Source organism: Flavobacterium sangjuense (genome assembly GCF_004797125.1).
Taxonomy (GTDB): Bacteria; Bacteroidota; Bacteroidia; order Flavobacteriales; family Flavobacteriaceae; genus Flavobacterium; species Flavobacterium sangjuense.
The window spans coordinates 1228259-1250790 of sequence record NZ_CP038810.1; the positions used below are offsets into that span (position 1 = coordinate 1228259).

Sequence of the window (22532 nt, forward strand, 5' to 3'; positions counted from 1 at the left end):
AGATTATGAAAAAGCTGTATATTTTAATTGTAATTTATCTTGTGGCTTTAACCATAGCAATCTATGGCTATATCATAGACACTGATCCAATCATCGGCAGTTTTACCAATCAGGTTTTTGAGGTAATTATGTTGTCGGCATTTATATTTGCAATTCTTATGTTGCCTGTTTATTTATTTTACTTTGTGTACAGCGTTTTCAAAAGAATACAGAAACCTAAATAATTAATAGATTAAGTATTTCTTTTGCATTTCCTTAAAATCATTCAGTCCTTTTTCCCAGGATTTTCGAATTTCAGCTTCCGATGTTCCGGCTTCAATTTGCTGTTGCAGTTTTTTGGTTCCGGCTAATTTGGTAAAAAACGGAATGAAGAATTTCGACTTATCTGCAGTTTCGTTATAGGCTTTGAGTAGCCATTTTAATTCGAGTTTTTTCACTTTTGGTGCCTGAGTCAAATCTTCACCATTACACAATTGGTTTTTATATGGTGGTTCTTTGGAGCCGAAATTTGGAACTGGCGTAAAACTAAAATTGCCTTTCGGAAGAAATGGCGAACCGTATATCTGGAATTGCTTTTCGGTGCCACGACCAACACTTACATTCGTTCCTTCAAACAAACATAAACTTGCATACAAGTTGATGGCTTGGTCATTGGGTAAGTTTGGCGAAGGTTTTACAGGCAAGCTATAAAACATTTCACGTTTGTAGTTCAGACATGGAATTACAGTTAAGTTACATTGAACCCCATTTTTCAACCATTTTTCACCATTAATCATTTTGGCGTATTCACCAATCGTCATGCCGTGTAACAACGGAATTTGATGCATTCCCACAAAACTTGTGAATTCTTTTTCCAAAATTGGTCCGTCAACAATTCCGCCATTCGGATTCGGTCGGTCTAAAACAATAAGTTGTATATTGTTTTCAGCACAAGCTTCCATTATATAATGAAGCGATGAAATATAAGTGTAGAATCGCGCGCCAACATCCTGCAAATCAAAAACCAAAATGTCAAGTCCGGCTAATTGTTCCGGTTTAGGTTTTTTGTTATCACCATAAAGCGAAACAATTGGCAAACCTGTTTTGCTGTCTTTGCCGTCAACCACATGTTCACCAGCATCTGCTGTTCCTCGGAAGCCGTGTTCGGGAGCGAAGATTTTGGTAAGGCTGATTTTTTGTTCTAATAAAAAATCGACAACATGTCTCTTGTCGGTCAGGATTCCGGTTTGATTCGTAACAATGCCAACTTTCTTATCTTTCAATAAAGGCAAATATGCAGCATAGTTGTCAGCACCGGTTTTTATTTCCAAAGTTATATTTTCCGGAAGAGTATAGTTTGTCTTATCACTTATCCCTTTTCCCTTTTGACTTCCGCAGGCAATCATTAGCAAAACCGATAATAAAACTGTATTTTTGAACACCAAATTTGAAATCATACCATTGAAATTAGAATATTTTATAGCGAAACGACTCATTACTGCTAAAGACCATAAAAGTAGTATTTCTGCGCCAATAATAAAAATTGCCATCACCGCGATTGCACTCGGAATGATTATGATGATTGTTTCCATCGCAACCGGAATTGGGTTGCAACAAAAAATACGCCAGAAAGTTTCGGCTTTTAACGGGCATATAATTGTCTCTGGTTACAATGACAACAATTCGGATGTAAGCACAACGCCGATTTCCATTCATCAAAACTTTTATCCAAATTTCAAAAACGTTGACGGCATAACTCATGTGCAGGCCGTTGCCAGCAAAGCCGGAATCATCAGAACTGAATCAGCTTTTGAAGGTATTATTTTTAAAGGCGTTGGGAAAGATTATCAAACAGACAATTTAAAAGAGTATTTAACAGAAGGAAGGTTGCCCAATTTCAAAGCCAATCTCAACGAGGAAGTTTTGATTTCTCAGTATTTGTGTAACCGATTAGGGCTAAAACTCGGTGACAAGTTTGTGACTTACTTTATGAAAGAAAACAGTGAAGGCTACAACCTGCGCAATTTCAAAATAGTCGGAATTTACAATTCAGGGTTTCAGGAATTCGATGCCAGTTATGTGATTGGCGATATTCGTCACGTACAAAGAATCAACAAATGGCGTCCTGAACAAATCGGCTCTTTCGAAGTTTTTGTTGACGATTTCACCCAAATAGAAAGCAAAGGGCAAGAGGTTTACGAGGAAACGTCATCAACACTCGACTCCCAAACAATCGTTGAGAAATTCTATTATATCTTCGAATGGCTCAAACTTTTTGATTTTAATATTATTGTTATTCTGATTGTCATGATAGCCGTTTCTACTATTAATATGGTAGTCGCGCTCTTGGTGTTAATTCTCGAACGAACTCAAATGATCGGAATCCTAAAATCACTTGGAGCCAACAATTGGTCAATCCGAAAAGTGTTTCTCTACAATGCCGCCTACTTAATTGGCCGCGGATTGCTTTGGGGGAATTTAATTGGAATCGGATTGCTTCTTCTTCAAAAATACTTTGGCATCATAAAACTAAATCCCGAAAGTTACTATGTCAACGTAGCTCCTGTCGACATTAACCTGTTCTACATTTTGTTACTAAATATCGGAACTATCGCAATCTGCCTGGTAGTTTTACTTATTCCATCTTATATCATTACCAAAATTACACCTTCCAAATCCATTCGCTTCGAGTAGGGCCGAGCGTTAGGAAACAAGCCGGCGGCTTGTTTTAGCGAAGGAGCCAGGTGGCGCGTTGGGCTATGGTTGATATCTTCATTTATTTTGAGCTACTTCCCGCTGTCCGTTATATCTTTTTATAAATTGCCACGGGTTTAAACCCATGGCAATTTATAAAAAGGATGCCACTTCCATCGGGGCTAAAAAGTTAGCGTATTGTTAAAGTTCATCTCCAAAAGCCGACAAATCAACGTCTTAAAAAAAAGAATAAGAAAAGCGTAAAAAACATTTGGAATAAGGGAGATTTAGTTTTTATATTTGCACCCCGCAAGAGAGGGATGTTCATATAAAAACTGGAAAAACGAGGAATTTAAAATAAATTCAAAAATATTTTTAAAATTGCTTGTTGGTTAAAAAAGAATAGTTACTTTTGCACCCGCTAAACGAGAGAATAGCGATTTAATCTGAACTAGTTTCAGATTCTAAATACAAGAATACGTTCATAGACATATTGAATTGACAGCCGTTTTAGACAGTGATGTTTAAAACAACAAAAAGAGAGTAAGAGAATCGGAAGATTTGAAAAAAGACTAGCCTTTGTCTACATTACGAATGCAGAACGCGAGTTCAGCATAACAATATACGATGAAGAGTTTGATCCTGGCTCAGGATGAACGCTAGCGGCAGGCTTAACACATGCAAGTCGAGGGGTAGGGTAGCAATACCTGAGACCGGCGCACGGGTGCGTAACGCGTATGCAATCTACCTTTTACAGAGGGATAGCCCAGAGAAATTTGGATTAATACCTCATAGCATTGCGAAATGGCATCATTTTGCAATTAAAGTTCCAACGGTAAAAGATGAGCATGCGTCCCATTAGCTAGATGGTAAGGTAACGGCTTACCATGGCTACGATGGGTAGGGGTCCTGAGAGGGAGATCCCCCACACTGGTACTGAGACACGGACCAGACTCCTACGGGAGGCAGCAGTGAGGAATATTGGACAATGGGCGCAAGCCTGATCCAGCCATGCCGCGTGCAGGAAGACGGTCCTATGGATTGTAAACTGCTTTTGTACGGGAAGAAACACTCCCTCGTGAGGGAGCTTGACGGTACCGTAAGAATAAGGATCGGCTAACTCCGTGCCAGCAGCCGCGGTAATACGGAGGATCCAAGCGTTATCCGGAATCATTGGGTTTAAAGGGTCCGTAGGCGGTTTGGTAAGTCAGTGGTGAAAGCCCTTCGCTCAACGGAGGAACGGCCATTGATACTGCCAGACTTGAATTACTGGGAAGTAACTAGAATATGTAGTGTAGCGGTGAAATGCTTAGATATTACATGGAATACCAATTGCGAAGGCAGGTTACTACCAGTGGATTGACGCTGATGGACGAAAGCGTGGGGAGCGAACAGGATTAGATACCCTGGTAGTCCACGCCGTAAACGATGGATACTAGCTGTTGGGATTTATCTCAGTGGCTAAGCGAAAGTGATAAGTATCCCACCTGGGGAGTACGTTCGCAAGAATGAAACTCAAAGGAATTGACGGGGGCCCGCACAAGCGGTGGAGCATGTGGTTTAATTCGATGATACGCGAGGAACCTTACCAAGGCTTAAATGTAGATTGACAGGTTTGGAAACAGATCTTTCTTCGGACAATTTACAAGGTGCTGCATGGTTGTCGTCAGCTCGTGCCGTGAGGTGTCAGGTTAAGTCCTATAACGAGCGCAACCCCTGTTGTTAGTTGCCAGCGAGTCAAGTCGGGAACTCTAACAAGACTGCCAGTGTAAACTGTGAGGAAGGTGGGGATGACGTCAAATCATCACGGCCCTTACGCCTTGGGCTACACACGTGCTACAATGGACGGTACAGAGAGCAGCCACTACGCGAGTAGGAGCGAATCTATAAAACCGTTCTCAGTTCGGATCGGAGTCTGCAACTCGACTCCGTGAAGCTGGAATCGCTAGTAATCGGATATCAGCCATGATCCGGTGAATACGTTCCCGGGCCTTGTACACACCGCCCGTCAAGCCATGGAAGCTGGGGGTACCTGAAGTCGGTGACCGTAAGGAGCTGCCTAGGGTAAAACTGGTAACTAGGGCTAAGTCGTAACAAGGTAGCCGTACCGGAAGGTGCGGCTGGAACACCTCCTTTCTAGAGACGATAAAAAGGACTAGACCTTAAATCATTTAATTCAATTACTCTCGCTGTTAGTTCAAATATTATAATAAGCAAAAAACAGAGTCTCGTAGCTCAGCTGGTTAGAGTACTACACTGATAATGTAGGGGTCCCCAGTTCGAGTCTGGGCGGGACTACTTTGTTTGTTTATTTAAAGGAAATTCTGGAAGTTGAGCAATTATGAGCACAATTACTGCGTCAGTTCGCTGTCGCTCGGGTCATAACTCATAACTGATAACTCATAACTAAGAAAATGGGGGATTAGCTCAGCTGGCTAGAGCGCCTGCCTTGCACGCAGGAGGTCATCGGTTCGACTCCGATATTCTCCACGAATCTGTTGATTCGGTTATGCGGTAATTTGTTGATTTGGGAAACCAGATAACCGGATAACCAAATAACCAAATCCACACAGATAAAGTTCATTGACATATTGAGATAAGAAAAAATTTAAAAAGTAGAAAGCGTTTGTTGCTATTTATAGTAATGAACAAAAAAAAACGGTCTCGTTGTTTACAACGAGATTGGGTACAATAAGCAAAATAAGGGCGTATGGGGGATGCCTAGGCTCTCAGAGGCGAAGAAGGACGTGATAAGCTGCGAAAAGCTACGGGGATTGGCACACACGAATTGATCCGTAGATATCCGAATGGGGCAACCCGGCATGTTGAAGACATGTCACACCGATAGGTGGGCAAACCCGCTGAACTGAAACATCTAAGTAGGCGGAGGAGAAGAAAACAAAAGTGATTCCGTAAGTAGTGGCGAGCGAACGCGGATTAGCCCAAACCAGTGTTGTTACGGCAATGCTGGGGTTGTAGGACCACGACATTCTATGCGGATTGAACTGGAATTACCTGGAAAGGTAAGCGATACAGGGTGATAGCCCCGTACAGGTAAGAGAAGATATAGATAGTGGTATCCTGAGTAGGGCGGGGCACGTGAAACCCTGTCTGAATTTGGCGGGACCATCCGCTAAGGCTAAATACTCCTGAGAGACCGATAGTGAACCAGTACCGTGAGGGAAAGGTGAAAAGAACCGTGAATAACGGAGTGAAATAGATCCTGAAACCATACGCTTACAAGCGGTCGGAGCCCTTTCGTGGGGTGACGGCGTGCCTTTTGCATAATGAGCCTACGAGTTAACGTTGCTGGCGAGGTTAAGTATTTAAGATACGGATCCGTAGCGAAAGCGAGTCTGAATAGGGCGCTTTAGTCAGTAGTGTTAGACGCGAAACCGTGTGATCTACCCATGGGCAGGATGAAGCTGTGGTAACACATAGTGGAGGTCCGAACCGGTTGACGTTGAAAAGTCTTCGGATGACCTGTGGGTAGGGGTGAAAGGCCAATCAAACTCGGAAATAGCTCGTACTCCCCGAAATGCATTTAGGTGCAGCGTTAGTTATAAAGTTATATAGAGGTAGAGCTACTGATTGGATGCGGGGGCTTCACCGCCTACCAATTCCTGACAAACTCCGAATGCTATATAATGTTCACTAACAGTGAGGGCTTGGGTGCTAAGGTCCAAGTCCGAGAGGGAAAGAACCCAGACCATCAGCTAAGGTCCCAAAATCTATACTAAGTTGAAATAACGAGGTTTGTCTGCCCAGACAGCTAGGATGTTGGCTTGGAAGCAGCCATTCATTTAAAGAGTGCGTAACAGCTCACTAGTCGAGCGGACGAGCATGGATAATAATCGGGCATAAGTATAGTACCGAAGCTATGGATTTACAGTAATGTAAGTGGTAGGGGAGCATTCTGACATCAGCGAAGGTGTATCGTAAGGTATGCTGGAGAGGTCAGAAAAGAAAATGTAGGCATAAGTAACGATAATGCGGGCGAGAAACCCGCACACCGAAAGACTAAGGTTTCCTCAGCTATGCTAATCAGCTGAGGGTTAGTCGGGTCCTAAGGCGAACCCGAAAGGGACAGTCGATGGCCAACGGGTTAATATTCCCGTACTACTGTTAATTGTGATGGAGTGACGGAGTGATGAAAGTACCGCGAACTGACGGAATAGTTCGTTAAAGCACCTACCTATAGGTCTTGTAGTTAAATGCGCAGGAACTGGGGAAATGCGATAGTACTCGGAGTCTTCGGACAAAGAGATAGTGTACCTAAGGGCTTCCAAGAAAAACTTCTAAACTTAGATTAACAGTACCCGTACCGTAAACCGACACAGGTAGTCGAGGAGAGAATCCTAAGGTGCTCGAGAGATTCATGGCTAAGGAATTAGGCAAAATAGACCTGTAACTTCGGGAGAAAGGTCGCCCCCAGCAATGGGGGCCGCAGTGAAGAGGTCCAGGCGACTGTTTATCAAAAACACAGGGCTCTGCAAAATCGTAAGATGAAGTATAGGGCCTGACACCTGCCCGGTGCTGGAAGGTTAAGAGGAGATGTTATGAGTAATCAGAAGCATTGAATTGAAGCCCCAGTAAACGGCGGCCGTAACTATAACGGTCCTAAGGTAGCGAAATTCCTTGTCGGGTAAGTTCCGACCTGCACGAATGGTGTAACGATCTGGACACTGTCTCAGCCATGAGCTCGGTGAAATTGTAGTAGCGGTGAAGATGCCGCTTACCCGCAGTGGGACGAAAAGACCCTGTGCACCTTTACTATAGCTTAGTATTGGTCTTGGATAAGTGATGTGTAGGATAGGTGGGAGACTATGAAGTGGCGTCGCCAGGCGTTGTGGAGTCATTGTTGAAATACCACCCTTTGCTTATCTGAGGTCTAACCCCGTATTTCGGGGGACATTGCTTGGTGGGTAGTTTGACTGGGGTGGTCGCCTCCAAAAGAGTAACGGAGGCTTCTAAAGGTTCCCTCAGCACGCTTGGTAACCGTGCGTAGAGTGCAATGGCATAAGGGAGCTTGACTGAGAGACATACAGGTCGATCAGGTACGAAAGTAGAGCATAGTGATCCGGTGGTTCCGCATGGAAGGGCCATCGCTCAAAGGATAAAAGGTACGCCGGGGATAACAGGCTGATCTCCCCCAAGAGCTCATATCGACGGGGGGGTTTGGCACCTCGATGTCGGCTCGTCACATCCTGGGGCTGGAGAAGGTCCCAAGGGTTGGGCTGTTCGCCCATTAAAGTGGCACGCGAGCTGGGTTCAGAACGTCGTGAGACAGTTCGGTCTCTATCTACTGTGGGCGCAAGAAATTTGAGTGGATCTGATTCTAGTACGAGAGGACCGAATTGGACAAACCTCTGGTGTATCTGTTGTTCCGCCAGGAGCACCGCAGAGTAGCTACGTTTGGAAGGGATAAGCGCTGAAAGCATATAAGCGCGAAACCCACCACAAGATGAGATTTCTTTTAAGGGTCGTGGAAGATGACCACGTTGATAGGCTATAGATGTAAAGGCAGTAATGTCATAGTCGAGTAGTACTAATAACCCGTAAGCTTATGTACACCTTTTCCTCCGCCGCAAGGCGGAGGAAGAAACTTTCTTTAATTTTTCTTTATCTCAGTATGTTAAGATATTATGTATTGATCTCGTTTTCAGAACGAGACCCTTGCAAAACCTCTTAAGGTGGTTATTGCGTCGGGGCTCACCTCTTCCCATTCCGAACAGAGAAGTTAAGCCCGACTGCGCAGATGGTACTGCAGTTATGTGGGAGAGTATGTCGCTGCCTTTTTTTTAGTAACCCTGACCAAACGGTCAGGGTTATTTTTTTTATAGGAGCAGCGTGTCGCCCTTTGGGCTCGATCCGCTGCCTTTTTTTTAGAAAGTCCTCATCATTTATTTGATGGGGATTTTTTGTTTTACACACTTTGGTGAATTTATGGTCCAACGCACCGCCTGGCTCCTTCGCTAAAAATGTCCACAGGACATTTTTATTAACGCTCGGCTCTGTGAGGGATGGAAGCAAGCTGCCGTGCAGCGCGAACAGCCCGGACCCGAAGGGACACGCCAAAAAAAACTCCTCAATTGAGGAGCTTCTATTTTATTTTAGTAATGATTCAATTTCATGAACTGTTGTTGCATGATAACCCGATTTTGCCTTCGCATAAATTTGTTTTGCCCAAACTTTCCCTTCAGGAGTTTTGATCATTTCCTTATATAACGGCGTTAGCGAATAGGTTCTGCTATAAGAAGTCAGGAATTGTTCGATGGCAGGATAGGCAAATTTATACTGATGCTGAATCGCTATGATAAACCATTGGCGTTTTACCACAAAATTTCCTCCATTAGTGAAGTTGAATTCTTTGTCGATATCAGTCATTTCCTGAACAGTCAAATCTTTTGGCAGGTAATCTATGAAATGTTGTTTTTCGTTGGTTGATTTTATCTTTTGGCTCAATCCTTTAGTTCCAGTTGTTCTCCATGTTTTTTGGATAATGTCAATAGCGTTGAAATCTTCTGAAACCGGAGTTATTATATTTGATGGAATTCCCGGTTTATAAATCCAGTCTTCTAGCTTTATTTTGTCTGCTAACCTTTTGTCACCTTTGATTAGATTTTTATTAAAATAAGAAACAAATTCTTCGGTAGTTATAGATTGGAATGCATGGTCATTGAAATAATTTGTTATAAAAGCATCAAATTTTTTACGACCGACAGCCGCTTCAATAGTTTGTAAAAGCGCATAGCCCTTTTCATAAGGAATGTCACTCAATCCGTCATCGGGATTTTTACCCGAAGTGTCTATTTTTAAACGAGTGTCAGGGCTGTCGTTTCCGAGTTCTTCCAAATTGTTTTGCAACACTTTTCGGCTTAATACATCCTGCATTTTGGCTTCGTCAACTCCAAATACTTCTTCTCCGATTCGGTGTTCAACATAAGTTGTAAAACCTTCGTTGAGCCAAGTTTCATCCCAAGACGCATTAGTTACTAAGTTTCCACTCCAACTATGTCCTAATTCATGCGCTAACAAACTTGTCAACGAACGATCGCCAGCTAAAACAGTAGGTGTAAGGAACGTTAAGTTCGGATTTTCCATTCCGCCAAAAGGGAAACTTGGAGGGAGCACAATCACATCATATCTGCCCCAACGATAGGATCCAAATAACTTTTCGGCTGCGTTTACCATTTTTCCTAATTCAGCAAATTCCCATACGGATTTGTCGATTTGAGAATGTTCTGCATACACTCCGGTTCTGTTATCAATAGATTTGAATTCGACATCGCCAACGGCAATCGCCATCAGATAAGAAGGAATCGCTTTTTCCTGTTTAAAAGTATAGACTCCGGTATCGTTTTTCTGTTGTGGATTTACAGCACTCATCAGTGCTATTAAATCTTTTGGAACAGTAACTTTAGCATTATAAGTAAAGCGAACTCCGGGCGAATCCTGACACGGAATCCAGGTACGAGACCAAATGCTTTGCCCTTGCGAAAACACAAACGGGTTCTTTTTATCAGCCGTTTGTTCCGGCTTTAACCATTGCAGAGCCACACCATCTTTGGTAGTGTTGTAATAGATATTGACTTTGGTCGTATTTGGTTCTATAGTTATATGAAGTGGCTTTCCGTGGAGTTCAATTTCCTTTCCCAGTTCGAATTTGGTTTCTTTTTCGTCATCGCCCAGAGTAACTTTGGTAATGTTTAGCGTGTTTTCATCGAATATGATTTCGTTTCCTTTGGAGATATTATCAATCTGCCACGAAGCTTTTCCTGAAATTGTTTGGGTATCAAAATCGACTTTGATATCTAAATCTAAATGTTTGACAACCGCTTCAGCTGGATTTGAAAACGAATGGGCATCTTTTAGGATTTGATTTTGTGGAGTTGATTCTTTTTTTTGACAGGCAGTAAAAGTGATAAGAACTATCAGTAAACTTAATTTTCTCATTGCGAATTTTATTTATTGTAAATTAAATAAAAAAATCCCGTTCTGAAATTTCAAAGCGGGATTTATATTATTAAAACGAATTGGCTTATGCCAGCATCGTAACCGGGTTTTCTATATACTGTTTCAAGGTTTGCAGGAATTGCGCTCCTGTTGCTCCGTCAATAGTTCTGTGGTCACAAGCTAATGATAACATCATAGTGTTTCCAACTACAATTTGGCCATTTTTTACAACCGGTTTTTCTACAATTGCTCCTACTGACAGGATAGCAGAATTTGGTTGGTTGATGATTGAGTTGAATTCAGTAATACCGAACATACCAAGATTAGAAATAGTAAAAGTACTTCCTTCCATTTCTGAAGGTAATAACTTTTTGCTTTTTGCTCTTCCTGCAAGATCTCTAACGCTTGCGCCAATTTGAGATAAACTCATACCATCAGTAAATGGCAATACCGGAACTACTAATCCGTCTTCAACTGCTACAGCAACACCAATATTTACGTGATAGTTGATGGTAATAGCTTCTGCTGACCATTGTGAATTGATCTTTGGATGTTTTTTCAACGCCAGTGCACTAGCTTTAATCACCATGTCGTTGAAAGATACTTTGGTATCCGGAACGCTATTAATGACTGCTCTTGATTTCATTGCTTCGTCCATTGTTACTTCAATTACTAAGTTGTAATGTGGTGCAGTAAACAATGATTCTGCTAAACGTTTCGCAATGATTTTACGCATTTGCGAATTTTTGATTTCTTCTGTTGCTATCTCTCCCGCTGGGACAAATGGTTTTACCACAGTTGCAGCAGCTTGTGCGTTGTCAGTTGTCGGTTGTGCAACCGGACTTGCAGCAGCAGTTCCAGGTGTAAAGTTTTCGACATCACTTTTAGTAATACGACCGTTTTCACCAGAACCTTTTATTTGAGAAAGATTAATTCCTTTATCCTTAGCAATTTGTTTTGCTAATGGCGAAGCAAAAATTCTTCCTCCATCAGTTGTTGTTTGGGTAGCTTCTATTGTTGGAGCAGCTGTTACTGATTGTTCAGTTGTTGCCGGAGCAGCAACTGGTGCAGCACCATCTTTTTTATAGTTTTCGGCTATGCCTGAAATATCTGTTCCTGCAGGACCGATGATAGCTAAAACACTGTCAACTGGTGCCGATTGTCCTTCGTTAATTCCGATAAACAATAAAGTACCAGCGTTGAAAGATTCAAACTCCATCGTAGCTTTATCGGTTTCGATTTCAGCAAGGATATCACCTTCTTTAACTTCGTCACCTACTTTTTTCAACCATGTTGCCACAGTTCCTTCAGTCATCGTATCACTAAGACGAGGCATAGTTACTACGATTACTCCTTTTGGTAATGAAGCCGGAACCGATGCAGCAGCTGGAGCTTCAGAAGCAGTTTGAGCCGGAGCTTCAGCCTTAACTTCCGGAGCAGCTTCTGCAACACCTGAAATTAATCCCGAAATATCTTCACCTTCATTTCCGATGATTGCTAATAATGAATCTACAACTGCAGTTTCACCTTCTTTAATTCCTATATATAATAAAGTCCCGGAATTGAAAGATTCAAATTCCATTGTAGCTTTATCAGTTTCGATTTCCGCAAGGATATCACCTTCTTTTATTGTGTCACCTACTTTTTTCAACCAAGTAGCAACAGTTCCTTCTGTCATCGTATCGCTCAAACGCGGCATTGTGATTTTTGTTGCCATAATTATAGTCTGTGAGGGATGAAAGGATAATTTTCTTGTTCGTAAACCACATCATACAATTGTTGTACTTCAGGGAAAGGAGATTCTTCAGCGAATGTTGCACACTCTTCTACTAAATCTTTTACTCTTTCGTCAATGATTTCAATCTCTGCATCTGTTGCATAGTTTTTTTCCTTGATGATATCAAGCACTTGAGTGATTGGGTCAATTTTTCTGTATTCTTCTACTTCGTCTTTCGAACGGTATAATTGTGCATCCGACATGGAGTGACCTCTGTATCGGTATGTTTTCATTTCTAAGAAAGTTGGTCCGTCACCACGACGTGCTCTTTCCATAGCTTCGTGCATAGCTTCGGCAACTTTTACAGGATTCATTCCGTCTACTGGTCCGCATGGCATTTCGTAGCCCAAACCAAGTTTCCAAATATCTGTATGATTAGCGGTTCTTTCAACAGATGTTCCCATTGCATAACCATTGTTTTCACAAATGAAAACTACGGGTAATTTCCATAACATTGCCATGTTGAACGCTTCGTGTAATGAACCTTGACGCGCTGCACCATCACCAAAATAGGTAAGCGTTACACCACCAGTTTCAAAATATTTATCGGCGAAAGCCATACCGGCACCAACCGGAATCTGTGCTCCAACGATACCATGACCACCATAAAATCCGTGTTCTTTTGAGAAGATGTGCATTGAACCACCCATTCCTTTTGAGGTTCCGGTTACTTTTCCAAGTAGTTCGGCCATTACTTTTCTTGGGTCAACACCCATTCCAATTGGCTGCACGTGATTACGATAGGCCGTAATCATTTTGTCTTTTCCGCCTAAGTTCATAGCGTGCAAAGCACCAGCTAAAACGGCTTCCTGACCATTGTATAAGTGTAGAAATCCTCTAACTTTTTGTTGAATATAAAGTGCTGCAAGTTTGTCTTCAAACTTTCTCCAAAGCAGCATGTCTTCGTACCACTTTAAATAAACTTCTTTTGTTACTTCTTTCATTTTTTACTTTTTGCTAAAGCGTTATTAAGTTGTAAATTATATTTCAACGCAAAATAGTTCACTCACATACAAATTTGCGAAAGGCAAAAGTAAAACATTCCGAGTAAGAAGTAAAATTTAAAAGAGTAATTTTTTACAGTTAAAGGAAGTTTTTGTCGAAGGTTAGCGGTAATAAATTTTTAATCGAATCTGATTTATAAATTTCACCACTTTCACCCATAAAATAGATTTCTATTGGTGTGTTTTGTTTGAATTCATATTCAGAAATTGATTGTCTGCAACCACCACAAGGTGGAATTGGAGTAAGAGTTGGATTTGTATCAGATGCTGCCGATATTGCCATTTTTACAATTCGGGCATCAGGATAGATTGCATTTGAATGGAAAATAGCAACTCTTTCAGCACAAAGTCCCGATGGATATGCAGCGTTTTCCTGGTTTGAACCTAAAACAATTTTTCCGTTATCTAAAAGTAGCGCCGCACCAACTCTGAATTTTGAATAAGGAGCATAAGCATTTTTTCTGACTTCGACAGCTTGCTTCATTAAAGACTGAACATCCTGAGGAAGTTCTTCAACATATTGAAATGCGGTAAACGAGGTGTTGATTTCTATTTTTTTCATTTAATTATCGAGGAAAAAAAATCCAAATCTCTTTTTTGAAATTTGGATGTTATTTTTATAATTTACTATCTACTAATAATCGTCGTATTTATCACCAAAGTTAAAGGATAATGAGAAACGAAGTGTGTTTTCTAATGGGTTTTTCACTTTAGATGCAGAGAATAAATACGATACATCTACTTTAACTACGTTGTATTTGAATCCGGCTCCAAGTGAGAAAAATTTTCTGGCTCCTTTTACCGGACTTTCATGAAAATATCCCAAACGGAAAGCGAATGAATCCTGGTATAAATATTCGGTACCAATAGAATAGGTAAACTCTTTAAGCTCTTCGCTAAATCCACCTGGCGCATCACCAAAAGAGGAGAAGATACCGGAAACCCAGTTTATTTTGTTGTAGTCAGCTCTGGTAGATGCATTTTCCTCATTAGCAGCTGTTACATTGGAATTATACTGTTCAAGTGCTGCAGCTGTTTCGTCAGGATCTGTATTATCTCCATCTCCATTTAAATCAACTGGCTCAACTGAAACAGGGTCTACTCTATATTGAGGAGTTGGTACTAAAAGTTTCGCCAACTCAACGCTTAAAGTTACTTTGTTGAAATCGTCAAGAATAAAGTCGTAACCAGCACCAATTCTCAAGTTAGCCGGAAGGAAGTTAGCGCTGTTATCATCAGAAGCACCCGCGTCATAGTTGATTTTTGGTCCCATATTTTGGAAATTAAAACCAAGACGTAAACGACCATTAAAATCGGAAAAAGCGGCTTCTTCACCTACATAATAACCTGCGATATCGACTGCAAATGAACTTGCCGGTTTGGAATCAGTAGACTCTCCGGATGGAATTCTTAAAGCAGAACGAATATATCGTCCGGCAACCGACATAGAGAAACGTTCGCTTAATTTCAAAGCATAAGAACCATCAAGCGCTAATTCATTCGGCTTAACAATTTGAGGTTCGTCGTCAGCATTTTGTCTTAATTCTATTTCACCTAAACCAAAATAACGTAAGCTTACAGCAAATGCACTTCTCTCATTGAATCGGTTATAGTAAGTAGCTTGTCCCAATGAAATATCATTAACTAAATCAGTTAAATAAGGAGTATAACTTGCTGTGAAACCTTGTTTGTCGGTAGCAAATGCATATTTTGCAGGGTTCCATTGTTGTGAAAAAGCATCCGGAGAAGTAGCAACTCCTTGGTCGGCCAATCCAGCAGCGCGGGCATCGGCTGCTACTAAAAGAAACGGAACACCAGTAGTAATTACTCTGCTATCTTGAGTACTTATTTGTGTTTGCTGTGCATTAATATTTTGTAATGAGGCTAATAAAAATAGTATTGCAATTTTTTTCATTTTCAATTTTATAAAAGTTAACAAATATAGTATTTTCCTAAAGGATAACAAGTTTTTCTATTTTTTCTGCCTTTTTATTCGATAAAGTGGATTTTACGGTCAATTTATAGACATAAACACCTTTACCAATTCGGTCGCCAAAATCATCTTTGCCATCCCAGGTTATTTCTCTGGAAAGAAAACCATCTGTTGTTACGGTTTGATTTTTTGTCCAAACAATTTTTCCAGTGATGGTCATTACCTGCACTTGCACATCCAAAGGTTCAAATGGTCTGTTGTGAGAAAACCAAAATTCGGTGTAACTCACAAAAGGATTTGGATAATTCAGCACATGTTCAAGCGCAATTCTTTCATCACCAACCACCACAAATTGAATTTCAGCAGTGATAGGGTTATTATATACATCCCAAGCTTTAAATGTAATGGTATGTAAACCCGGAGCTAAATTCCGGAAAGGAAAATAAACCCTGCCTTTTGTATAATCATCTAATTCGGTTTGATAATAATCATTCATGATGTAAGGTCTCGTTTCGTCTCCATCAAGAATACCAACTATATCATGACCAATTCCGCTCGCCGTGTTTATTCCATGTTCGTCTTCGAGTATGGCTAAGAAAAACGGTGACTCGTTTGTAATACCACCATTTACGAATGTTTCATCATTCATATATAGTTTTACAGTTGGTCCGGTATTATCAGCCACAGCGCTAGTGTTGATTCCGCCAATTTTGATATCCGTATTTTGCCCGTATTTGTCTAAAAGAATCTGATTTCTTTTGGAATAAAAACTAATTCTTCCGTTGCCAACAGGAATTCTAATATCTCTTGGAACCACAAAGCCAAACTCAAAAAGGCCATTTGTGACCGAAGCATTTCCTCTAAAAATAGTTTCTCCCAGATTTACGAAATTCATTGCCGGACTATTGTTGTCGTTGTTAAGCGTAGTGCGGGTTACATTTTTATCAAAAATATTGACCATTAATTCGCCATTATAAGAAGGCAGCGGATTATTGTTTTCATCCAAAACTTCTCCGGCTAACTTGACAAATGCCAGCGATTGAAAATCATCAATTGGTCCGGTAACAGGCATGTCGTTAACTTTAGTCAAAACTACTCTTGGTTTTGGAATAGCCAACATTAAAGCCGGATCACCTAAATAAAACACAACGTTACTGGCAGTGGTTGAGTTAAAATTTTTAGCAAGACGAAGCGCTTCCGCAATGGATGTATATTCATCACTATCATAGGAGAATAAATATTCGGATAGTTTATCATTAAACACCTCTGCGTTTCCTTGATCTATGGAGCGAACGGTTGTTATCATTGATATTGCACCACCTCTTGGATTCCAATAAGTATATTCACCGGCAGTTGGACGATATGGATTGTCAAATCTTGAAAAATCACAAGTAATGGTTATAAACAATGGATACTTGTATCGGTTACTCAAATTTTGACCATCTGATTTTTCCCAAATACGTTCACCAGATAAACCATCTTCACCACCATGTCCTAAGTAGTTGAAAACAAGTGCGCCTTTTTCGAAAGCAGCAAAAATTTCTTCTCTTGCTTTTGGATAACGTTTTCCACCGGCTGAAGTTTCCTGCTCATAAGAATCGAGCAATATTTTTTTGAAATTGATAAATGGTTTTTCGTCAACTATTATATCGGTAAGGCTATTTTGTTTAAGTTGTAAAGTTGCGTCAGAAGGTTTGTCCGAATCGTCGGCTATGGCAACATAATTGGTTCTCCAGCTACCATAAGATTTCAAATCATGGTATTCAATTACTTTGTTTACCATTTCATCTGCCTGTTGTGTAGTGCTGACAATCATTCGGCCTACAGCTATATCGATTCCACCTAAATCAAAACTAATACTGGTGCCGCCATTGAATGAAGAATTACCATAATCTAATCGGCCTTCGTCTTCAGTCATCATTCCAAAAAAATCATCAGAAGCAAATGAAAACTGAGATTCCGAGTAACTATTCAGTGCCTGATATATGGGGACAATATTGGTGTTATTAGCAATTCGATCTTTAAAATCATAGGATGCGTCACCAAAAAGGTTTACATATTTTACCCGTTCACCAATAGGAGCATTCAAATAAACATATTTTATAAAATTTCTAATCGCTCCGATATCCTGTTTTCCGGATGAAAATTCAGGATAAATAGTTTCCAAATTCACCACTTTTACATTCAGATTGGAATAACTTCTGTGAAAAGCAGCTAATTTTTCGGCTTGTGCATTTAAGAATTTTGGTGTAATAATTAAATAATCAATTTTTTGCCATACACCTTGGGCATTGTTAAAAATGGTTCCTTTTAAATTTTGGATATCTACTTTTGATTTCGAATCTTTTAGTGGCGAATAGTAATCGGAATTGTCAATGGCAATATATTTTCGAACTTCACCTAAATTTGCTTTAAAAGTGAACAAACTTGATGTTGCATTTTCCGTTTTGGTTACATTAAACCTATCGGTGATATCCCAAACTTGTGAGATGGATGCCGCGTTAGAAAGTTGGTATTCACCAATATCGCCCAGCATAGAAGCAGCCTGATCATATTGAAATCGGAATTGTTTTCCAAAGGTCTGAAGATTTCTTTTGGCTTTGATGTTGATGTAATCTAAATAGCCTTTTGAACTTGGTACAGCCCCATTATCATAAGTCACTTTGATGGTCACATCTTCGCCTGATACTGTAGTAGGTGAAATAAAATTTCTTTCTATAACTAAAGCATCAGCACTACTTCCGGGATCGAGAACAATAGTTCCAACCAACTGGGTGTTGGCTTCTATTTTAAAATTGTTGATAACTGAAGTTACGCCAGCAACGTGCGCTTTAATTTCAATAGGAGTTGAACTTACAATATTTGGAAACTTAAATTTAAATTCCTGCTCGTTGTCCACACTAAAGCTCTCTCCAAACCAAACTCTGCCTAATTTTTCAATATTAACTTCATCAACTTCGTGAAACTGATAATCATCAAAAGTGGTAATCGGTGCTGTTGTCGTTCCTGTTGGCTGTGTCATGTCAACAATTCGCTTACCAAAATCGCCTTGTGTGGTTACATAATAATAGGACTTGTCAGCATAAATATTTAAGCTGCTTTTGTAGTCGTCATTCCAGTTGTCCATGCCTTCAGCATAAAAAAGGATAAAGTCCTGATTGTCAAAAATACCATCACTCTCCCCAATGAACTGAATAGCATTTTCGGTTAAATCCATAGGATAGTCAACAGAATTCAGGAGCGGTAACATTCTTCCGCCATTGCCATAAATTTTTATTTTTCTTGGATCTACATTGGTGTTAAGTCCTAAACTTTGAAGAAAACTTTTAGTGATTTTGTATACGCCCGATTTTTGAACATAAAACCGATACCAATTTCCGGTACTTAAAACAGAGTTTTCAATGACAGTAACATTGTTAACGGTATTTTGTGTCCTTGAGGCAGTTTGTGGAATAGCATAGCTGAAAGAGATTAATTTTTTAAATGAGTTTCCTTCTTTAACTATAGGTGTAAGCGTAATTTTTCCATAATATTTTTCCCTCGCATTATAGCTTTTAAAAGATGATTTAAAAACGGAAGGAATATTTTTTATGGCAATATCGCCAAGCTGGCTTTCCGGAATAGGTTCAAAAACAAGATTAGTTATTTGAACTGCATTTTCATTAACCTTATTATTAAGAGGTATTGTTAAAGAATAGGATACGGTTTTGGAATAAACATTAAACTCATAATTTTGAGTGTCAAACTGAGGAACCATATAGGAAAATTGACCAAACGACAATTCTTTTTTGGCTGTCCAATTTAATGAAACGTTCCCTTGTTCTTGAGCCATGGCTAAGAAGGTGCTCAAAAACAGCAGGCAAATAGTAATATTCCTTTTCATAGTATACAGTAAACGTGTTTTTTTGAAAATTAGTATAAAAAATCAAAAAATTATTTTTTTTGAGACAAAATACAATAAAACTACTAATTTTGCGTTATATATAAAATCGCTTACAGGGAGCGAATTTAGTATTAATTAAAAAAAGTTGTTGCAATTTAATGGTAAATACTTATATTGCGCCTCGAAATTTATACCTACTATGAATATGAAAGTAAACAAAATTATAGCAGTAAAAATATTACTATCATTAGTGATAATGGTTGGTTCTACTAGTTGTAGTAAAAAAAGCAGTACTCCTAAAGGCGGGTCAAGGGCTACAGGTTGGAAGATCAACGATAAAAAAGGAGGTTTCCAATACGCTTCTAAATTTAAAAAGCAAGCAACTGGACCAGGTTTGGTTTTGGTTGAAGGTGGAACATTTACTATGGGTAAAGTTCAGGATGACGTAATGCATGATTGGAATAATACGCCGAATCAACAACACGTTATGTCTTTTTATATGGACGAAACTGAGGTAACCAACATGATGTATATGGAATACCTGAATTGGTTGAAAACAGTTTTCCCGCCAGATCAGGAAAATTACAAAAACATCTATGAAGGTGCTTCTCCGGATACATTAGTATGGAGAAACAGATTAGGATATAACGAAACCATGACAGAAAACTATTTGAGACATCCGGCTTATGCTGAATATCCTGTAGTTGGTGTTAACTGGATTCAGGCGACTGAATTTGCTAAATGGAGAACGGATCGTGTGAACGAAAATATCCTTGAACAACAAAAGTATTTGAAGAAAGACGCTAAAGTTACTGAGATGACTGCTGATAAAGTTTTCAGTACTGAGGCATATCTTGCTTCGCCATCTACTGCAAAAGGCGGAGACGAAAAGCTTGTTTTGAAAAAAGGTCAAGGTAGAGGAACTGCTCCAAAAGCTAGTGCTGCCCCTGCAGCTGGCGCTAACAATACTGCCGGAAACAGCAAAAAGAATGTTTATGCACAAAGAACTTCGGGTTTGATTTTACCTGAATATAGACTACCAACAGAAGCTGAGTGGGAATATGCTGCTGCGGCTGATGTAGGACAAAGAGAATACAATGCTTATAAAGGGCAAAAGAAATATCCTTGGTCTGGAAGTTACACACGTTCAGGAAAAAGACAAGTTAGAGGTGATCAATTGGCTAACTTTAAACAAGGAAAAGGAGATTACGGTGGAATCGCAGGATGGTCTGATGACGGTGCCGATATCACGAACAAAGTTAAATCATATCCTCCAAATGACTTTGGATTGTATGATATGGCAGGAAACGTAGCCGAATGGGTTGCTGATGTTTACAGACCTATAGTTGATGATGAAGCAAACGACTTCAACTACTACAGAGGAAACGTTTACATGAAGAATAAAATTGGTGATGACGGAAAAGTTGAATTAGTAACTCCGGAAACTCAAAAATTCGATACGTTGTCAAATGGTAAGATTATATCAAGAAACTTCCCAGGTCAAATTGCTCAAGTACCAGTTGATGATAAAGAAACTTATTTGAGACAAAATTTTGATAAATCAAATAACATAAACTATCGTGATGGTGATAAACAATCTACGAGATATTTCAAATTTGGTGGTTCAGAAGAAGGTGATGAAAAAGGGAAATTGAGAGACGATCAAAGAATGTATGATTCTCCAAAACATAATGTGTCTACAGATAGTTTAGGAAATATGGTTAAAAAATATGACCGTTCTAATAAACGTACTACTTTAGTTAATGATGATGTTAGAGTTTACAAAGGTGGTTCTTGGAGAGACAGAGCTTATTGGTTAGATCCGGCACAAAGAAGATATTATCCACAGGATATCGCTACAGACTACATCGGATTCAGATGTGCTATGTCTAGAGTTGGTGCTAAAGCTGACAAAAAGAAAAGAGCAAGAAACTAGTTTTTAGTTTTATGAATAATAACAAAAAAGCCCTAATTTTAAGGGCTTTTTTATTTTAACTATTTTGCCCAATGACCATTCAGAATATCCATGATTTATTTTTAAAGTGCAGCAAAGTCTCAATTGATACTAGGAAGATTGAGCCAAACTCTTTTTTTGTTGCTATTAAAGGCGAACGCTTTGATGCCAATACTTTTGCCAAAGAAGCATTAGAAAAAGGAGCAAGTTATGTAGTCATTGATAACGTCGACTATTATATTGATGACAGAACTATTTTGGTAAATGATAGTTTGGAAACACTTCAGGCCTTAGCCAAATTTCACAGACAATTTCTAAATATTCCCATTATTGGATTAACAGGAAGTAACGGAAAAACAACCACTAAAGAATTAATTAATGTGGTGCTTTCCAAAAAATTCAACACAAAAGCAACCGTTGGGAATTTAAACAATCACATTGGTGTTCCGCTAACGTTATTGTCATTCACTGCTGAAACAAAAATCGGAATTGTAGAAATGGGTGCCAATCACCAAAAAGAAATCGAATTTCTATGTGAAATTGCCCAGCCGAATTATGGTTATATTACCAATTTTGGGAAAGCACATCTTGAAGGTTTTGGTGGAGTAGAAGGCGTAATAAAAGGAAAAAGCGAAATGTATGCTTATCTCAAAGCAAACGACAAATCGGTATTTGTAAATCTTGATGACGAAATCCAAAATCAAAAGACCGTAGATTTTAACAGAATTACGTTTAGTCAAAAAGATAAAAGCGCTACTGTTTTTATAGAAAGCGTTACCGCCAATCCATTTGTTAAAATCAATACAGCAGGAATTGAAATAAGTTCTCATTTAATTGGGCTTTACAATGCTAATAATATCAATGCTGCGATTACTATAGGAAATCATTTCGGCGTTCCGGAAAGCGATATAAAGGATGCGATTGAAAGTTATATTCCTGAAAACAATCGTTCCCAACTTTTGACAAAAGGAACTAACGAAATCATATTAGATGCTTACAATGCGAATCCGAGTAGCATGATGGTGGCGTTGGAGAATTTTATTCAATTGGACAAGACGAATAAGTGTATCATCATTGGAGATATGTATGAGCTTGGAGAAGAAAGTCTGGCAGAGCATAAAGCTATAGTCAATTTTTTGAATCAAAATGGTTCTTTTGAATGTCACTTTGTTGGTAAAGACTTTTTTGCAAATAGTATTCAAAAAGCGAACTTCCATTTTTATAATGCATTCGAAGACTTTACTCAATATCTTTCAACAGTAAAATTGGAAAACAAAACACTTCTTATAAAAGGTTCCAGAGGAATGGCTTTAGAGCGTACGTTGGACTATTTATAAACTTAAAACTCCATA

The 22532-nt window shown here is 39.5% G+C and carries 11 protein-coding genes, 2 tRNA genes and 3 rRNA genes; 9 read left to right on the forward strand and 7 right to left on the reverse strand.

Translation table 11 applies throughout. The annotated features are described in order from the left end of the window. Positions 1-5 precede the first annotated feature (5 nt). On the forward strand, positions 6-224 hold the full coding sequence (locus GS03_RS05435; protein ID WP_136151552.1) for a hypothetical protein: 219 nt from the start codon (positions 6-8) through the stop codon (positions 222-224). Here the strand turns inward: GS03_RS05435 and GS03_RS05440 are convergent, their stop codons facing one another. Then, complete coding sequence (locus tag GS03_RS05440; RefSeq protein WP_168710270.1) at positions 225-1436, reverse strand: exo-beta-N-acetylmuramidase NamZ family protein; 1212 nt, start codon at positions 1434-1436, stop codon at positions 225-227. Positions 1437-1440: 4 nt separating this feature from the next. Between GS03_RS05440 and GS03_RS05445 the strand changes: the two genes are divergently transcribed. From GS03_RS05445 to rrf, 6 genes are all read left to right on the forward strand, one after another. Beyond that, positions 1441-2673, forward strand: a complete 1233-nt coding sequence (locus tag GS03_RS05445) for an ABC transporter permease (protein WP_136153067.1) — start codon at positions 1441-1443, stop codon at positions 2671-2673. Positions 2674-3297: 624 nt separating this feature from the next. After that, positions 3298-4809 (forward strand): 16S ribosomal RNA (locus GS03_RS05450). A gap of 88 nt (positions 4810-4897) precedes the next feature. Then, positions 4898-4971, forward strand: a tRNA-Ile gene (locus GS03_RS05455). A gap of 118 nt (positions 4972-5089) precedes the next feature. Further along, positions 5090-5163: transfer RNA gene (locus GS03_RS05460), tRNA-Ala, on the forward strand. 199 nt (positions 5164-5362) lie between these two features. After that, positions 5363-8245: ribosomal RNA gene (locus GS03_RS05465) — 23S ribosomal RNA — on the forward strand. Positions 8246-8362: 117 nt separating this feature from the next. Then, positions 8363-8472 (forward strand): 5S ribosomal RNA (rrf, locus tag GS03_RS05470). The 16S, 23S and 5S rRNA genes sit together here with 2 tRNA genes alongside, the layout of an rRNA operon. A gap of 309 nt (positions 8473-8781) precedes the next feature. Here rrf and GS03_RS05475 read toward each other — a convergent pair. The 6 genes from GS03_RS05475 to porU form a co-directional block, all read right to left on the reverse strand. Further along, on the reverse strand, positions 8782-10629 hold the full coding sequence (locus GS03_RS05475) for a hydrolase/aminopeptidase (protein WP_136151553.1): 1848 nt from the start codon (positions 10627-10629) through the stop codon (positions 8782-8784). An 85-nt stretch (positions 10630-10714) separates the two neighbouring features. Next, a complete protein-coding gene (locus GS03_RS05480) occupies positions 10715-12346 on the reverse strand; it encodes a pyruvate dehydrogenase complex dihydrolipoamide acetyltransferase (protein ID WP_136151554.1) in 1632 nt (543 codons plus the stop codon). Between the two features lie 2 nt (positions 12347-12348). Beyond that, positions 12349-13350, reverse strand: a complete 1002-nt coding sequence (gene pdhA, locus GS03_RS05485; protein ID WP_136151555.1) for a pyruvate dehydrogenase (acetyl-transferring) E1 component subunit alpha — start codon at positions 13348-13350, stop codon at positions 12349-12351. Positions 13351-13489: 139 nt separating this feature from the next. Then, on the reverse strand, positions 13490-13972 hold the full coding sequence (gene cdd, locus GS03_RS05490; RefSeq protein ID WP_136151556.1) for a cytidine deaminase: 483 nt from the start codon (positions 13970-13972) through the stop codon (positions 13490-13492). A 72-nt stretch (positions 13973-14044) separates the two neighbouring features. Further along, positions 14045-15325: a type IX secretion system outer membrane channel protein PorV gene (porV, locus tag GS03_RS05495; protein WP_136151557.1), complete on the reverse strand. Its 1281-nt coding sequence runs from the start codon at positions 15323-15325 to the stop codon at positions 14045-14047. A gap of 37 nt (positions 15326-15362) precedes the next feature. Then, the gene (porU, locus tag GS03_RS05500) at positions 15363-19226 is read right to left on the reverse strand and encodes a type IX secretion system sortase PorU (protein ID WP_136151558.1); all 3864 of its coding nucleotides are present in this window, start codon (positions 19224-19226) and stop codon (positions 15363-15365) included. A 205-nt stretch (positions 19227-19431) separates the two neighbouring features. Between porU and gldJ the strand changes: the two genes are divergently transcribed. Continuing rightward, a complete protein-coding gene (gldJ, locus tag GS03_RS05505) occupies positions 19432-21162 on the forward strand; it encodes a gliding motility lipoprotein GldJ (RefSeq protein ID WP_136151559.1) in 1731 nt (576 codons plus the stop codon). 71 nt (positions 21163-21233) lie between these two features. Then, positions 21234-22517, forward strand: coding sequence for a UDP-N-acetylmuramoyl-tripeptide--D-alanyl-D-alanine ligase (locus GS03_RS05510; protein WP_136151560.1), 1284 nt, complete (start codon positions 21234-21236; stop codon positions 22515-22517). The last annotated feature ends 15 nt before the right edge of the window (positions 22518-22532 follow it).